The sequence below is a fragment of the Chamaesiphon polymorphus CCALA 037 genome, from assembly GCF_003003845.1.
GTDB lineage: Bacteria > Cyanobacteriota > Cyanobacteriia > Cyanobacteriales > Chamaesiphonaceae > Chamaesiphon > Chamaesiphon polymorphus.
Genome location: NZ_PVWO01000105.1, coordinates 1 through 14,037, shown reverse-complemented (window position 1 = coordinate 14,037; position 14,037 = coordinate 1). Strand labels below are relative to the sequence as shown.

At 46.4% G+C, this 14,037-nt stretch carries 13 protein-coding genes; 3 read left to right on the top strand and 10 right to left on the bottom strand.

The window, feature by feature from the left end:
• From C7B77_RS31380 to C7B77_RS29845, 7 genes are all read right to left on the bottom strand, one after another.
• Window positions 1-160: HAD hydrolase-like protein (locus C7B77_RS31380; protein WP_181243800.1), on the bottom strand; the 160-nt coding region annotated here is incomplete at its 3' end.
• A 35-nt stretch (window positions 161-195) separates the two neighbouring features.
• Window positions 196-1,149, bottom strand: coding sequence for a tRNA epoxyqueuosine(34) reductase QueG (gene queG / locus C7B77_RS10480; protein WP_106303827.1), 954 nt, complete (start codon window positions 1,147-1,149; stop codon window positions 196-198).
• Between the two features lie 265 nt (window positions 1,150-1,414).
• Window positions 1,415-1,669: a TIGR03643 family protein gene (locus C7B77_RS10475; RefSeq protein ID WP_106303824.1), complete on the bottom strand. Its 255-nt coding sequence runs from the start codon at window positions 1,667-1,669 to the stop codon at window positions 1,415-1,417.
• A 5-nt stretch (window positions 1,670-1,674) separates the two neighbouring features.
• Window positions 1,675-2,925, bottom strand: coding sequence for a glycoside hydrolase family 10-like protein (locus C7B77_RS10470; protein WP_106303821.1), 1,251 nt, complete (start codon window positions 2,923-2,925; stop codon window positions 1,675-1,677).
• A 77-nt stretch (window positions 2,926-3,002) separates the two neighbouring features.
• The gene (locus C7B77_RS10465) at window positions 3,003-3,536 is read right to left on the bottom strand and encodes a hypothetical protein (protein ID WP_106303818.1); all 534 of its coding nucleotides are present in this window, start codon (window positions 3,534-3,536) and stop codon (window positions 3,003-3,005) included.
• An 89-nt stretch (window positions 3,537-3,625) separates the two neighbouring features.
• Window positions 3,626-4,300 (bottom strand): class I SAM-dependent methyltransferase, encoded by a 675-nt coding sequence (locus C7B77_RS10460; protein ID WP_106303815.1) that lies wholly within the window; start codon window positions 4,298-4,300, stop codon window positions 3,626-3,628.
• A gap of 47 nt (window positions 4,301-4,347) precedes the next feature.
• Window positions 4,348-4,500: a hypothetical protein gene (locus C7B77_RS29845; RefSeq protein WP_181243799.1), complete on the bottom strand. Its 153-nt coding sequence runs from the start codon at window positions 4,498-4,500 to the stop codon at window positions 4,348-4,350.
• A gap of 150 nt (window positions 4,501-4,650) precedes the next feature.
• Between C7B77_RS29845 and C7B77_RS10455 the strand changes: the two genes are divergently transcribed.
• Window positions 4,651-5,433 carry a spherulation-specific family 4 protein gene (locus tag C7B77_RS10455; RefSeq protein WP_245894154.1) on the top strand — a complete coding sequence of 261 codons (783 nt, stop codon included), beginning with the start codon at window positions 4,651-4,653 and terminating at the stop codon, window positions 5,431-5,433.
• Window positions 5,434-5,459: 26 nt separating this feature from the next.
• On the opposite strand, the gene C7B77_RS10450 is transcribed toward C7B77_RS10455, so the two are convergent.
• Window positions 5,460-7,010: a pentapeptide repeat-containing protein gene (locus tag C7B77_RS10450; protein WP_106303812.1), complete on the bottom strand. Its 1,551-nt coding sequence runs from the start codon at window positions 7,008-7,010 to the stop codon at window positions 5,460-5,462.
• A 232-nt stretch (window positions 7,011-7,242) separates the two neighbouring features.
• On the opposite strand from C7B77_RS10450, the gene recN reads away from it, so the two are divergent.
• Window positions 7,243-8,997 (top strand): DNA repair protein RecN, encoded by a 1,755-nt coding sequence (gene recN, locus C7B77_RS10445; protein ID WP_106303809.1) that lies wholly within the window; start codon window positions 7,243-7,245, stop codon window positions 8,995-8,997.
• 494 nt (window positions 8,998-9,491) lie between these two features.
• On the opposite strand, the gene C7B77_RS10440 is transcribed toward recN, so the two are convergent.
• Both C7B77_RS10440 and C7B77_RS10435 read right to left on the bottom strand, forming a co-directional pair.
• Window positions 9,492-10,928 carry a carotenoid oxygenase family protein gene (locus tag C7B77_RS10440; RefSeq protein ID WP_106303806.1) on the bottom strand — a complete coding sequence of 479 codons (1,437 nt, stop codon included), beginning with the start codon at window positions 10,926-10,928 and terminating at the stop codon, window positions 9,492-9,494.
• Between the two features lie 128 nt (window positions 10,929-11,056).
• Complete coding sequence (locus tag C7B77_RS10435) at window positions 11,057-11,776, bottom strand: EcsC family protein (RefSeq protein WP_106303803.1); 720 nt, start codon at window positions 11,774-11,776, stop codon at window positions 11,057-11,059.
• Window positions 11,777-12,190: 414 nt separating this feature from the next.
• Between C7B77_RS10435 and treZ the strand changes: the two genes are divergently transcribed.
• Window positions 12,191-14,014, top strand: a complete 1,824-nt coding sequence (gene treZ / locus C7B77_RS10425; RefSeq protein ID WP_106303830.1) for a malto-oligosyltrehalose trehalohydrolase — start codon at window positions 12,191-12,193, stop codon at window positions 14,012-14,014.
• The last annotated feature ends 23 nt before the right edge of the window (window positions 14,015-14,037 follow it).

Genomic DNA, 14,037 nt, shown 5'->3' with positions numbered 1-14,037 from the left:
CCCAAGAGCTGAGATATTTTAGGCTAGCCAATCGATCTTCATCGATCTGGGCGTAGCCAAATTCTGGTGCCAATCGATTGCTAATTCGCATCAACGCACCTAGCGTGTCGGCTAAGGTACCATCAAAATCAAAAATGATTAGTTTAGAATTGTTACGCATGTATGAGAAGCCGATGCCAGTTTTAAAATTGTAATCTAATTGACGTTCGATTGCGATCCCCAATTATGAAGATTTGCAATTGCATTGCGCCGCCACATTGCTGGTTTAATTCTACGCAACGCAGAGGCTCTGAAGCTGCGATCCCACGACTCGTCGGTGAGCGATCCCAGTTCGGTTAATGTGTGAGCCAGATTACGGGGATAAGGTTGAAAATCTGCTACATCTGTAGGCCGAGCAAATTTCTGATTCCAGGGACAAACATCTTGACAAATGTCACAACCTGCAACCCATCCTTGGAGATTATTCGCGATTTCTGGTGGTAATGTTTCGGCACGATTTTCGATCGTATGATAAGCAATACATCGATTGGCATCGACCACAAAAGGCTGGGTAATTGCCCCAGTCGGACAAGCGGAAATACACCGCGTACATGTGCCGCAGTGTTGGCTGTGGGGATCGCTCGGAATGAGTGGGATATTAGTTACAATTTCGCCTAAAAATATCCACGAACCATATTTACGGTTAATAACGTTGCCGTTTTTGCCAATCCAACCGATACCTGCGGCTTGCGCCCAAAATTTATCTTGAATCGGCCCGGTATCGACGTAATAACGTGCCTCGACATTATCGAACGATTCGAGCAGCCAATTTGTGAGTTGTTTGAGTTTTTTTTCTAATACTTTGTGATAGTCTCGTCCCCAAGCATAACGGGCAATTTTGGCATGAGTGGGACTATTTGGCCGTTGGTGGGGGGTGTAGTAGTTGAGGGCGAGGGCGATGACTGTTGTGGCTGAGGGCATGAGTCGATAGATGTCCTGGCGGCGGGGGTCGGACATCCACGCCATATCGGCTTGATATCCGAGGGATAACCACTCTTGAAGATGGGTTGCAGCGGCTTGGGTGGTGTTGGGGTCGATGGCGGCGATACCGACGGCGTGAAAGCCAATTTCACGGGCACGATCTTCGACCTGTCGAGTGAGGTCGTTCATTGATAAATAGACAGCAGATTCCCATAATAGATAACTTCTACCTAATCTTAGTTGGAACGAGAGCGGATCTGCACCAATTTTAATAGGAACTTAAGCATCCACTCCCGACTATCGCAATCCTAAATGAGAAGCCTAACCCATAGAGAGCAGGCATGAAGCGGCGTTTTTATTCTGGGGTTCCCCCAGAATAAAAAAACGACAAGACAGCACTGCCCCTACAAATCTACGGGAATATCAACGATCGACTATCAACTATCCACTAAACCTACCCTTTCTGATTCTGAGACTTAAAGCGTCCAGCTCCGAAGTCGCGGCGGGTGGCGTGCTTGGTAGAGCGTCCGGTGACGCGTTCGCGCCACATGCGGAAGCTGGAGGCTTTCATCTCGCGGCGCATTAGGGCGATGACTTGGGATTCGGTGAGACCAAATTGCAATTCGATCGATTCAAATGTAGTGCGATCTTCCCAGGCCATTTCGAGGACTCGATCGATCGTTTCTGAGTCTAATTCTGGTAATTCCATAATCGTTATTTGATGATAGTTTGACGTGCGACGGGTCGATTGAATACTTTCGCAAATCCTTGTTTCCGAGCTGCTGCGGGTTCGTTGGTGAGGTTCCACAGCGTTTCATAAAAAAAGAATGATACTCCGGCTAGACCACGATCGCGAACTGCGGCAATTTGAGTTTGGATCTGCTGCATCGATACGGGTTTGGGTTTGATTCCGGTCATGATGCCGATCCCTACAGGAATACGTTGACTGGCTAATTTAAGATCGGAGTTATTCAATTCACCGACGAACGATTCAAACTTATCGCGATAGATTTGAACTAACAATTCCTCTACTAAACCTTGACGTTCCCATTTTGCCCAATCTTGGAGATAAAAGTTTTTGGCAAAGGGCATAGGATTGGGTGAAATCGAGACGATCGCTTTTGGTTTGACAGCTTTAATCGCGACAAATAATTCCTTCATAAAAGCGGTAATTTTATCAGCGCGCCAGTTAACCCATTCCGGATCTTGGGTTTGTTTGGGTGGGAGTTTGCCCTGATGCTCTTGCTTATATAAATTGACTGTATAGGCATCGTAACCAAACTCATGCGGCAGTCCGAAATGATCGTCAAATTGGATGCCATCAACATCATAATTTTTGACTACTTCGACCACTAGATCTATTATAAACTTTCTGACATCGGGGCGGAATGGATTGAGCCAGACACGCGGATCTTTGCCTTCTTTCCAGTTAATATTGCCATCTTGCTTGGTCGTCAACCAATCAGCGTGGAGTTTTGCCAAATTAGAGCCAGCCGGATCGCTACTACCAGGAGCCATCAGCCCAAATTCAAACCAGGGAATCACGGCTAGTCCGCGTTTGTGTCCCTCCGTGACGAGTTCGCGCATCACGTCGCGTCCTTCCAATCCTTCGTTTTTACCCAGCGTCCGCCCGATTAATAATCCAGCAGATTTCTTGGGCATGAAGCTACTACCCACGATGCGCTGAGCCACTTTACTGGGATAGGTCGTGTAACCCCAATTCCACACAACGGGATAGATCGTATTAAAGTTTAGTTTGCGGAGATCTCTCAGGGCTGTTATCAATCGATCGCGCCTGAATAAGACATCACTATCGACATTGGTAATCCACACTCCCCGAATTTCTCGATTCGATTTAGTTGGGAGCGATTGCGATAGGGAAATAGATGGGAAAATCAGGGCTAAAATTAAGCCGAATGTCACTAATAATGCGAACCAAGACTTACGATCGAATAATTTAATCATTAAAATTACTAATAATTCAAGTTTGATTCTATTCCGTGAATCGGATTGTGGGCAATGCCCACCCTACAACTACTGTTCTACAAATTAGCGTATCTAATCTCCTCTCCACAGAATGGACAATTCAACTCAGATCCTCCATTCAGCATCAACATTGCCAAGTCACCATGCCCATGTAAAGCTGCTACTGTCGCGAGCAAAAAAATTGAATCATCTTGCTCATAGCCAGTCTCTCGCAAAGCGTGAAGGGTTATTTCTAGAGCTGAATTACAAGCCAGTTCATAATCTTCTTGAAGATCGATGGGAATAGCTCCAGAGCCTTCTGGATATACTAACCTAGATGTCACCACTGAAGCGACAATATTTAGTGGCCATACTTGCTCCCTTTTTGTTACTTGCTGTGCGATCTTAACTAGATGGGGAACTACCGCATAAGCTAGGTTGCTATCTCGACCGATATTTCCTTGATGACATACTTGGTGGTAGAGTTCGCCATAAACATCATCAGTGCCATTTCCTTGTTGGATCTGCTTTAGTAAGTCAGCAGCCATTTCTCCATTACCACCTGCACTACACGTTAAGTTGCTCCAAAGTGGCGATTCAAGGTCAATCATATAAATAGTAAGTAAGAGCCTATAAGTAGGGTGGGCAGTGCCCACTATCTAGATTTCGAGCATAATTTAGTTTGTAGATTCATCCCTACCTACTGATGTTCCATCAGACGTAATTTCTGACGCGATAGCGTCCAATGTAACTCGGAAGTTTGAGAGATATTGACTTGTTTGAAGCCAACTCGATCGCACAATTCCCGCACTTCAGCTAAAGTTAGAGCCGCCTTGAGCGAATCGCGAAATAACTGCTGTTGCTGCGTATCATAGTCTCCACCAAATTTAGCAATTAACTCATCGACAATCCGCTCGGATTCCGGTCGGATCAAATCGCGAATTAAGATCGCCCCATCCAGTCTGACTAAGCGTTTTACCTCCCCAAAAAATGATAACGGATCGGGTAAATGATGTACCAAACTATTAGAAACAATCATGTCATACTCCAGATCGGGATAAGGCATCCGTTTGGAATCGACACGCTCTAATCTAATCCGTTGGCTGAGATTTGCCTCTTCTACATTGCGTTGACCCAAAATGAGCATCGATTGTGCCAAATCTATCCCAGTAATTAGATATTGCGATCGCTGCTGGCACATCAAAATCGGAATTCTCGCCGTACCCGTACCGACATCCAATATTTTGACAGCATTCGGGTCGAGCGCGATCGCATCCGTTGCAAATGCCATATTTACTGCGGTAAAGTCCATGGCATCATAGGCTGTTGCCTCTTGCCAGGTATCCATGACTTCTGGCTCTAAAATTCTGTCCATGGGCTTTTGGGGATGCTATAGGTGTCTGTCTGCCGATCTTATCTTACTCACTTCTGCGATCGCTGCTGAGGCGGCGCGCAAGCTTCGAGATGCAGTGGATAGTGAATAGTGGATAGTTGGCGATCGTTTTTAAAAACCGAGTGCGGATTTACCAAGATGATATCTAGTGGCGGTAAGATGAAGGTAGTAATTACTAGCAAGTCGTGAATCTAGCTCGGTTAGTAACAATCTTAATAACGATTAATTGCGCGATTGGCTGTACGATTTCGGGGAATAATAATCGGCAGAGTTCGTTAGAACACTTACATGCTTCGATATCGCAACCACCTTATCTGAGGAATCCAAATCAAATGGAGATTGCGAACCAGTCAAGTCATCAGTCAAAACTTCAGATCTTGTTACCACTATATATTTATCCTAATTGGTACGATCGCAATAATTATATTTGGAACCAGGTAATCTTAGCTGCTAAAAAAGTACCAATTGTCGCAATTATCAATCCCAATAATGGCCCCGATAACGCACCACCAAACGTAGATTATCAACAGGGAATTAAAGATTTGCGACAAGCGGGGGTGAAGGTGATTGGTTACGTACCGACTAACTATGCCAACCGAGATCTTCAGGCTGTTAAAGCCGATATCGATCTCTATCTCAAATATTTTAATGTTGATGGAATTTTTATCGATGAGGCTGCCAATCAGCAGGACAAATTAGATTATTATCATCAAATCTATCGATATCTCAAATCTTCGTCGCCAAGTACCGATTCAATTAGATCGATCGCCTACACGCTAATTATTAATCCTGGTACGGATGTAACTGAAGAGTTTATTCTGCAACCAGTCGCCGATACGATCGTCACATTTGAAAATTATCAATCGGTCTGGACTAAATATCATCCACCTATAGCTCGGCAAAAACATTCCGCTCAAAAATTTGCAGCATTAATACATACAACCGCAAATCATAATTTGATGAAAAGTACACTCGATCGAGTAGTTAAATATAAATTTAGCTATGTTTACATTACAAACGATCGTCCAGATACTGGCGATCGCAATCCTTGGAATACTTTACCTGAATATTGGCAAGCACAAGTTAATTATATTGAAAAAATAAATAATAATTAATTCTCAATTCTCAATTCTCAATTAATTTAAGGATGGAGCGAACCATCAGGCATAGTTGCGCCAGTGAGATTGGCACCATCTAGTTTTGCATTAGTTAAAATTGCCTTGAGAAGATTGCTATTCGATAGATCGGCATTACTTAAATCTGCACCTGTAAGATTGGCAGATCGCAAATCTACTTGCTGAAATTCAGCAAATTTGAGGTCGGCATTCGAGAGATTCGCATCGCGCAACGAGGCTCCATTAAGCTTCGCATAAGTTAGTTTCGCTTGCGAGAGATTTGCCCCAGCTAGATTTGTCCGAAGCAGTTTAGCACCATAAAAAGCAGCACGTTGGAGGTTTGCCCTACTTAAATTAGCTCCACTCAAATCGCTATCTTGAAAAATGGCTAATGTCAGATTAGCATCAGCAAAATTTACGCCGTTGAGACTAGATTGTGGGAGGACTGCACCCGATAGATCGGCTTTGGCAAAATTCTGATTGGTAAGATTGCAACTGAGACAACGTTTCTCTCTAATTAGCTTACCGCGATCGGAAGATGCAAATTCAGCTTCTCTGGCGATCGATTGATTTTTAGCAATTTGAGCGGGAGTGAGTTCGTCACTATCTGTTAATACAAACTGACTTAAAATTAATACTCCACCAACTAGAATACCCGCCCCAATTACCCATGGCAGCCATGAGATTTTGCGTTTGGGTGGCGGTAATTTAAATCCTTGCGGCGCGGCATCTTCTAGAGCTAAATTAGTAGGTAAGGGACGCCCTGTAAATGCATCGAGATATTGTGGGCGATCGTTCGATTCCACCATTTGTTGGAGCCAAGCAATTAAGTGTGGATCCGTATCGGCAGGTAATAAGTGTCGAACATGTAGGCGATAGTTGGTATCGAATAAGTGTTGTGCTTGGGAGGTGGATGTACCCGTGAGTAAGCAAATCATCGAGACACCCAAACTATAAAGATCGAAAGCCGAATTTAGGTAAGTATTAGGTAGCTGCGATGCAGGAGTAAAGCCTGGATTATTGCTACGATTGGTAGTTGACGGATGCAGCCCAAAATCTACTAAAGAGATCGTTAACTCTGTAGAAGTATCGACGATGATATTCTCTGGTTTGATATTCTGGTGAATGATAGGAGGCGTTAAATGATGGAGGTAATTAAGAATATTTAAGATTGCATCAGCTACCAGCTTAATATCCGATGGTGGTAAAGTTTCTAGTTCTGCTAGCGAAACCCCCAGTAGATAAGATCGTACCGCACAGAATCCAGTTGCTGTCGGAAAAGAATTCAGATAAGGGGCAACATGCGGATGGTCGATCGGTTGTAACCGTTCGATTTCTGGTAAATAATTAGCATAGTCTAGAGATGAATCCTCAAGATCGAGCTTGCGCCACTCTTTCACCACCACTAACCGTTCTGAATCGATCTCTTTGGCTAGATAGGTAATCCTGTTTCGCTCTGGATGCTCGGATAATTTCTCAGATACTTGGTAGCCATAGATTGTTAAATCGGGCAGATCGTTACCGACGATCGGATCGGCAGATTCAGTATTATGGGAAGACTCGTCTAATTCACTCATGGCGATCGGCCTTCGATCTAGATAGATGCTATAACTTTAGCCGATCGCGTATAGATTCGGCTTCCATCATCCAGCGCAATTTAGGCTTTAGGTTTTAGGTTTTAGGCTTTAGGTAGAGGGTAGAGGCTCGATCGTTTTAGAACGCAGTTCCAATTTCACCCATTACCCATTACCCATCCACTCATCCACCCATCCACCCATCCACCCATCCACTCATCCCCCACTCCTCCAGATGCTACTCTCTTTGCGCATTCAAAACTTTACCCTCATCGATGAGCTAGAACTCGAATTTGGGGCGGGCTTAAATGTGTTGACGGGGGAAACTGGTGCCGGAAAATCGATTATCCTGGATGCGATCGATCTGGTGTTGGGCGGTAAACCATCGCTGCGGATGATTCGCACGGGGACAGAGAAAGCGACGATCGAAGGGACATTTACAGTCAATGATCGAATTAGGGAATGGTCGATCGAGCGAGAATTTGACTTAAGCGATGATGATACCGTAATTTGCAGCCGCGAACTGAGCATTCAAGGAACGAATCTGCGATCGCGAATGCGCGTTAATGGTGCGATTTGCAATCGTCAACTCGCCCAAGAATTACGCGAACTCCTCATCGAGATTACCGCTCAGGGGCAAACCGTGCAACTGACTAATCCCACCCACCAGAAAGAATTGCTGGATTTATATGGTGGTGGCAAGATTTTCCAGCAGCAGGAAAACATTGGGCGCGCATATACCGCTTACCAACAAGCTTACCGAATTTGGATCGATCGCCAGCAAAACGAACAGCAACGACTCCAGCGGCTCGACTTGCTCCAATACCAAGCCGAAGAACTCAGTCAAGCGCACCTGACGACACCGGAAGAAATCCTCGATCTCGAAACCGAACGCCAACGCCTCAGTCACGTCGTCGATCTCCAGCAACAAAGCTATGCCATCTACCAGCTTCTCTATCAAAATGATACGGGCGGATCGATCGCTGTTGCCGATATGCTGGGTAAAGCCGAATCTACCCTCATCGATATGGTAGAAATCGACTCCAGCCTCCAATCCACCCTCGATCTCGTCAGCCTTGCCCTCGCCCAAGTCACCGAAGCTGGACGCGAAATCAATTATTATGGAGATGCCCTCGAAGCCGATCCCGATCGATTGCTCGAAATCGAAGAACGGATTCGCACGCTGAAGCTAATTTGCCGCAAATATGGCCCCAGTCTGACGGAAGCGATCGAGTTCGAGCATTCCGTCCAAACCGAATTAGCGCAGCTTACAGGAGCCGTAGTGTCGCTCGAAGAACTCGAACGCCAATCGCAAGATCTCTACGCCAAATTAATCGACGCTTGCCAACAACTTACCACCCTGCGCCAACAAGCCGCACTCGATCTCGAACGACATCTCATTGGCGAACTCAAACCCCTGGCAATGGATAAAGTTAAATTCCAAGTCGAGATTGCAACCCAAACACCTACCGCTACAGGTGCAGACACCATCATTTTCAACTTTAGCCCCAATCCTGGCGAACCTCTTCAACCGCTCGCCGCTACAGCATCTGGCGGCGAAATGAGTCGGTTTCTGCTCGCCCTCAAAGCCTGCTTCTCTAATAACGGCGGCGCGGGTACCCTGATCTTCGACGAAATCGATGCAGGCGTATCTGGCAAAGTCGCCCAATCGATCGCCAGTAAACTCCACCACCTAAGCCAATCTCAGCAAGTTTTGTGCGTCACCCACCAGCCGTTAATTGCCGCCATGGCCGATCGACATTTTCGAGTAGCCAAAGAAACGATTAGTGCCGAGCATACAGGTAATGGTACCTCCGTCGTCGAACGCACGATCGTCCGCATTGAAGAACTTCACTCTCAGCAGCAACGCCGCGATGAGATCGCTCAAATCGCAGGCGGACAATCGGCGCAGGAAGCTATCTCTTTTGCGACTTCGTTGTTATCGCAGGCAAAGACGCGCAAAAAGGCTGTCAAACAAAGTCGGAAGTAATACCCCGCTCCCCGCCTCCCTCTCTAGCATTTCATCCTTAAATCCAGCAACCCCGTGTTAAGTTACTTCAAAATCCGCTCGAATCCCGATTGTCAATTGTTTACACCTGTGCTAACTTAGCTCTAGGTAGTAAATTACCCGTTGTTCCGGACAACTATCCAATTATTATATTAGGAGGTGGTGCCCATGATCGAGAGTAGTACACGTCTGGGTCTCGAAACTGGAGTTAGCCGGCTGAGTGCTGGGACTGTCATCTAGTAGACTTGTAGGTTTGTCTATAGAATCGTTCTAGATTCACTCCTGTCTTGTTTGTAGAGTTTCTCTCAGCAGCCAGGTTCCAGCGAACAGACCCCCTAGACCGCTCCTATTACTAGTACTGAGATTTTAGAATCTTATCTAGTAGTAGGAGCGGATAGTTTTTGGGAGTAATTGAGAATTGATAATTAAGGATGGAAATTTAAATCCCATCCTCAAAATACGATTGATTACTATATTTAGTTGCTTTTCCATGTACCGTGAAAACCCATAGGTACTACGCTGGGTAAACCCAAACGACAGACTGGCGAGTCATCTAGCCTGTCTCGATCGAAAATCCAGACTTCACTTTGATGATTTTCGCCATCGTAAATTACTGTCAAAATCCAACCTCGATTAGCATCGAATCGATCGACAACATGAATCGGTTCGGTGGGATATAAATGACTGGCAAGATCGGCAGTAGTTAAAGTATTTGTCTGGCGATCGAACCTGCCGATCGTGCCTACTAATTCGCGATGTAGAACTGCATTTGGTTTATGAATGGCTAAATATGTATATCGCCATTCTCGTCCGACTCGATCGCTTTCTACTAGTGGAAATTCACAACTGCGATCGACTAAAATATCGCTACTAACTAATTTACCAGCAGCCGGATCGATGACTAATTGCCAGAGCTTGCCGATGGCTTCGGTATGCGTTTCACCGCTGGCAACTTCTCTCAAAAATTCATTAGTTCCAAAATCTGGATAGCGAACTAGATCGCCAATGATTTGCCCGCTAGCATCGACATATCCATTACCAAAATGCCATTGATACCACGGCTCGGTAGTGAAACTACTAACCAGACTGAGATCTTCGCGATCGAACACCATAATTTGAGTGCCTAATTCTGGTTTCCACCGGATCGAGTCACTATAACTAGCCAATCCAAATAAAATCGGCAGTGGTTGAATCTCGACCGGATTAATACAAAACACCAAATACTTACCGACCATTAAAAAGTCATGAACGGTAGTTAGTCTGGGCAGTTTAGTTTGAGTGAATTTAATAATTTTGCCACTGCGATCGCTTTCATAGAGATTTAGTTTTGGTTGCGCGCCGATCGAGATCCCAAAATTATAAATATGTCCCGAAACGGGATCGACTTTGGGGTGTGCGGAGTAAATTAGCGGAGCAGCATCTAACTCTAAATCATCGGTACCGATCGTGTCTAAACTATCCAAATCCAACGCGTGCGGCGCGCCACCATCCCACAATGCTAACAATCGATCGGGTAAAGCTAAAACTGAAGTATTTGCCGCATTTCCCACCGATTTACCCCAACGTTCCCACAGATTTCCAGATGGTCGCATTCCATAATTACCATACACCCAGCGATCGACCTGACTTTCTTCCTGATATTTCTGAGTTTGCACGTAGCGATAGACACCGCTAGCAGCCCCGTCAGCAAACTTAACTGCCAAAATAGCTCCATCCCCATCAAACCAATGTCCGACCCGTTTACCGCCGCGTTCGAGCCGTCCGGGGCCATTCCGGTAGAGGGTACCAGACAAACCAGATGGAATCGCACCTGCGAGGATTTGTAACTGCGTCTGCGGAAATTCGGGTGCGGGTGCGGCTAGAGCTTGACCCCAAAGAGGTTTTGCGATCGATGGTTTGGAGGTAGTAGTCATTGGTAAATAGCGGTGGTTTCGGTTTCGATCGAGGATCTGGCTAGATTTCCATATCTACAGACAGATTGCCACTACCTTAGATTCTACAAAGGTTATCTTGTATCTGAAACTAGTCTGTCGAACTCACGTTAGAATTGCGAACGATTCGATCCTGATGATGTTGCTTTTTGCTTGGCTTCATAGAAGCGGCAGGCTAGATGTCCCAAACTGTATAACAGGGTAGCATCGCCAGCACTACCCACTACCGCACCAATGCCTGGGAGCAGTTCGACAAAGCTTAACCCCATCTTGAGCGCGCCCGAACTTCCGGTCGATAAACTCCAAATCGCTAGTACTTCACCGCGTCGAGCGGCATCGGTGGGTGAAAATCCATAAATAATCGCAATCCGATAAATCATTTCGGCTTGCAGAGCCGAGATCGCACCTAAATCGGCGGCAAATAACATTAGTGCCACAGGCGGAATAATGTTGGTGGCCAAACCAATTCCGGCTGCTTTCCAGGTGGTATCGGCAATAACGCGCTGCGCTAATCGATCGGGGGTATCTAAAGGGTACTGTTGCCGCAATACGTCAACTTCTTGCCGTACTCTTTCCACATTCACCTGACCTAGCGCAGCCATGAACCAATTAATTCCTGGTACCTTGGTCGCCCATTTTATCATTGGGTTGTCAGCGATCGGCGCGAGCGTGTTGCCAACGGTTTCCGTACCTCGATCGACCAACTCATAAAGTGCCGTCCCGACTGATTCGATCGAGTCTGCTACCACCGTCCGAGATGCCGTGGCAACAGTGGTAAGTGCGTCATCTATTGCAGCAGCCCAGGATGCGTTACGATCTCGATTAGCCATGCTTTATAACCGATCCTCGACCGGAATAACACCACTTTTACCTTAACGAAGTCCGCGATCGATCGGGGCGTTGTGGCAGTAGTAAGAACCGTTACAGTGCTGAAGTGAAATCTTCCCGATCGCGTGTCATGCCAAATCCGGTTTGAAAAGCTCCCTAACCTCAGCCCTCACCCCCAACCCCTCTCCCAAGCTTGGGAGAGGGGAGCCGGAGCCATCGGCGACGGCGGGGTGAGGTCAAGGGATTTCGATCGCAAAAGAAGGGTTTGTGAAGCAGATTTTAGTGTTAACGACCATCCGAGGAAGAGATGTTCGGTTGCAGCTAAGTTAGCGATCGCAAATCTTCCCAACAGATGATTTTATTTTATTGAAAATCGCCTAAATTTGAATGATATTTTCAGTAAAGGCAAAGCGATCGTGAAAGTAGGTGCTTGGTATGTAGGTGGCGATCGCTGCCAGTTTACGGTGTGGGCACCCAGTGCCGAAAGGGTTTGTGTCAAAATTGTCGATCCTGCCGAACGGGTATTGCCCATGCAGCCGATCGAATTTGGCTACTGGCAACTCACAGAGCAAATTGCCCCAGGTACTACTTATCTGTATCAGCTAGATGGCAAACTAGAACGTCCCGATCCGGCTTCTCAGTCTCAACCGCAGGGGGTACACGGGGCTTCGCAAACTATCGACCATAATACATTTACTTGGGGCGATCGAGAGTGGTCGAATCTACCGCTATCAGAGCTGATTATCTACGAACTGCATACGGGGACATTTACACCCGAAGGTACCTTTGACGCGATCGCCGAGCGATTGCCCTACTTGAAGGAACTGGGTGTCAATGCGATCGAAATCATGCCGATCGCGCAATTTCCAGGCGATCGAAATTGGGGTTACGATGGCGTATATCCCTTCGCCGTGCAAGACTCCTATGGGGGTGTGGATGGACTCAAACGCTTAGTCGATGCTTGCCACCAGCAAGGCATGGCAGTGTTGCTGGACGTGGTTTACAACCATTTTGGCCCCGAAGGCTGCTACGTCGGCGATTATGCCCCATACTATATCGATAAATACCAATGCTTGTGGGGGAACGCGCTAAATTTTGATGGGGCGGCTAGCTACGCAGTCCGCAACTACTTTATTGAAAACGCCCTCTACTGGTTGGAAACCTTCCATATCGATGGCTTGCGCCTAGATGCCAGCGACAATATTTTCGATCTCAATGCCAAACACTTTCTCCAAGAGCTAGCAGAAGCCAACGCAGAGCTGTCCGCTCGCTGCGGCAGACCATTTTACTTAATGGCAGAGAACGATCTCAGCGATGTCCGCGTGACACGTACCGCCGAGCAGGGCGGTTACGGACTAGATGCCCAGTGGAACGATGCTTTTCACCATTGCGTGCATACAGTTCTCACGGGCGAACAGTCTGGATATTACAAAGATTATGGGACTTTCGAGCAACTAGCCAAAGCCTATAAGCAAGGATTTGTCTACTCCTGGGACTATTCTCCCGATCGCCAGCGTTGGCACGGTAGCGATTCGAGCGATTTACCAGGGCAGAACATGGTAGTTTGCATTCAAAATCACGACCAAGTTGGCAACCGGATTTTGGGCGATCGATTAACGCAATTAGTCTCATTTGACGCACTCAAAGTTGCCGCTGCGGCCTTATTTATGGCACCCAATATTCCCCTGCTATTTATGGGTGAAGAATATGCGGAAGAAGCACCATTCTTATACTTTGTCAGCCACACCGATCCAGAATTAATTGCCGCCGTTCGTGCCGGACGTAAGAAAGAATTCGCTCACTTTCATCAAGAGCAAGATTACGTCGATCCCGAAAGTATGGAGGCTTTCGATCGATCTAATTTGCAGTGGGAAACCAGCCAGCAGGGCAAACATCAAGTGATGTTTAGTTTATATCAGCATTTAATTCAATTACGCCGCACGATTCCGGCGTTGAAGCAATTGAATAAGCAAAATTTGGAGGCGATCGGATTACCAGAAGAGAGAGTATTGCTCTTGCATCGCTGGTGTGAGGAAGGGGCGATCTTTTGTCTGCTGAATTTCGATCGGGATGATGTTTCGTTTACACCCACTATTCCAGATGGAAACTGGCAAAAAATCCTCGATTCTGCTGAGGAGAAATGGTTGGGTTCTGGTTCAAAAATGCCGGAAGTATTGAGTTCGGGTCGATCGATCGCGCTTCGAGCCAGTAGTTTCGCGCTGTATCAATCCCACGTTTGATGTCTGATTGTGTCGCGATCGTT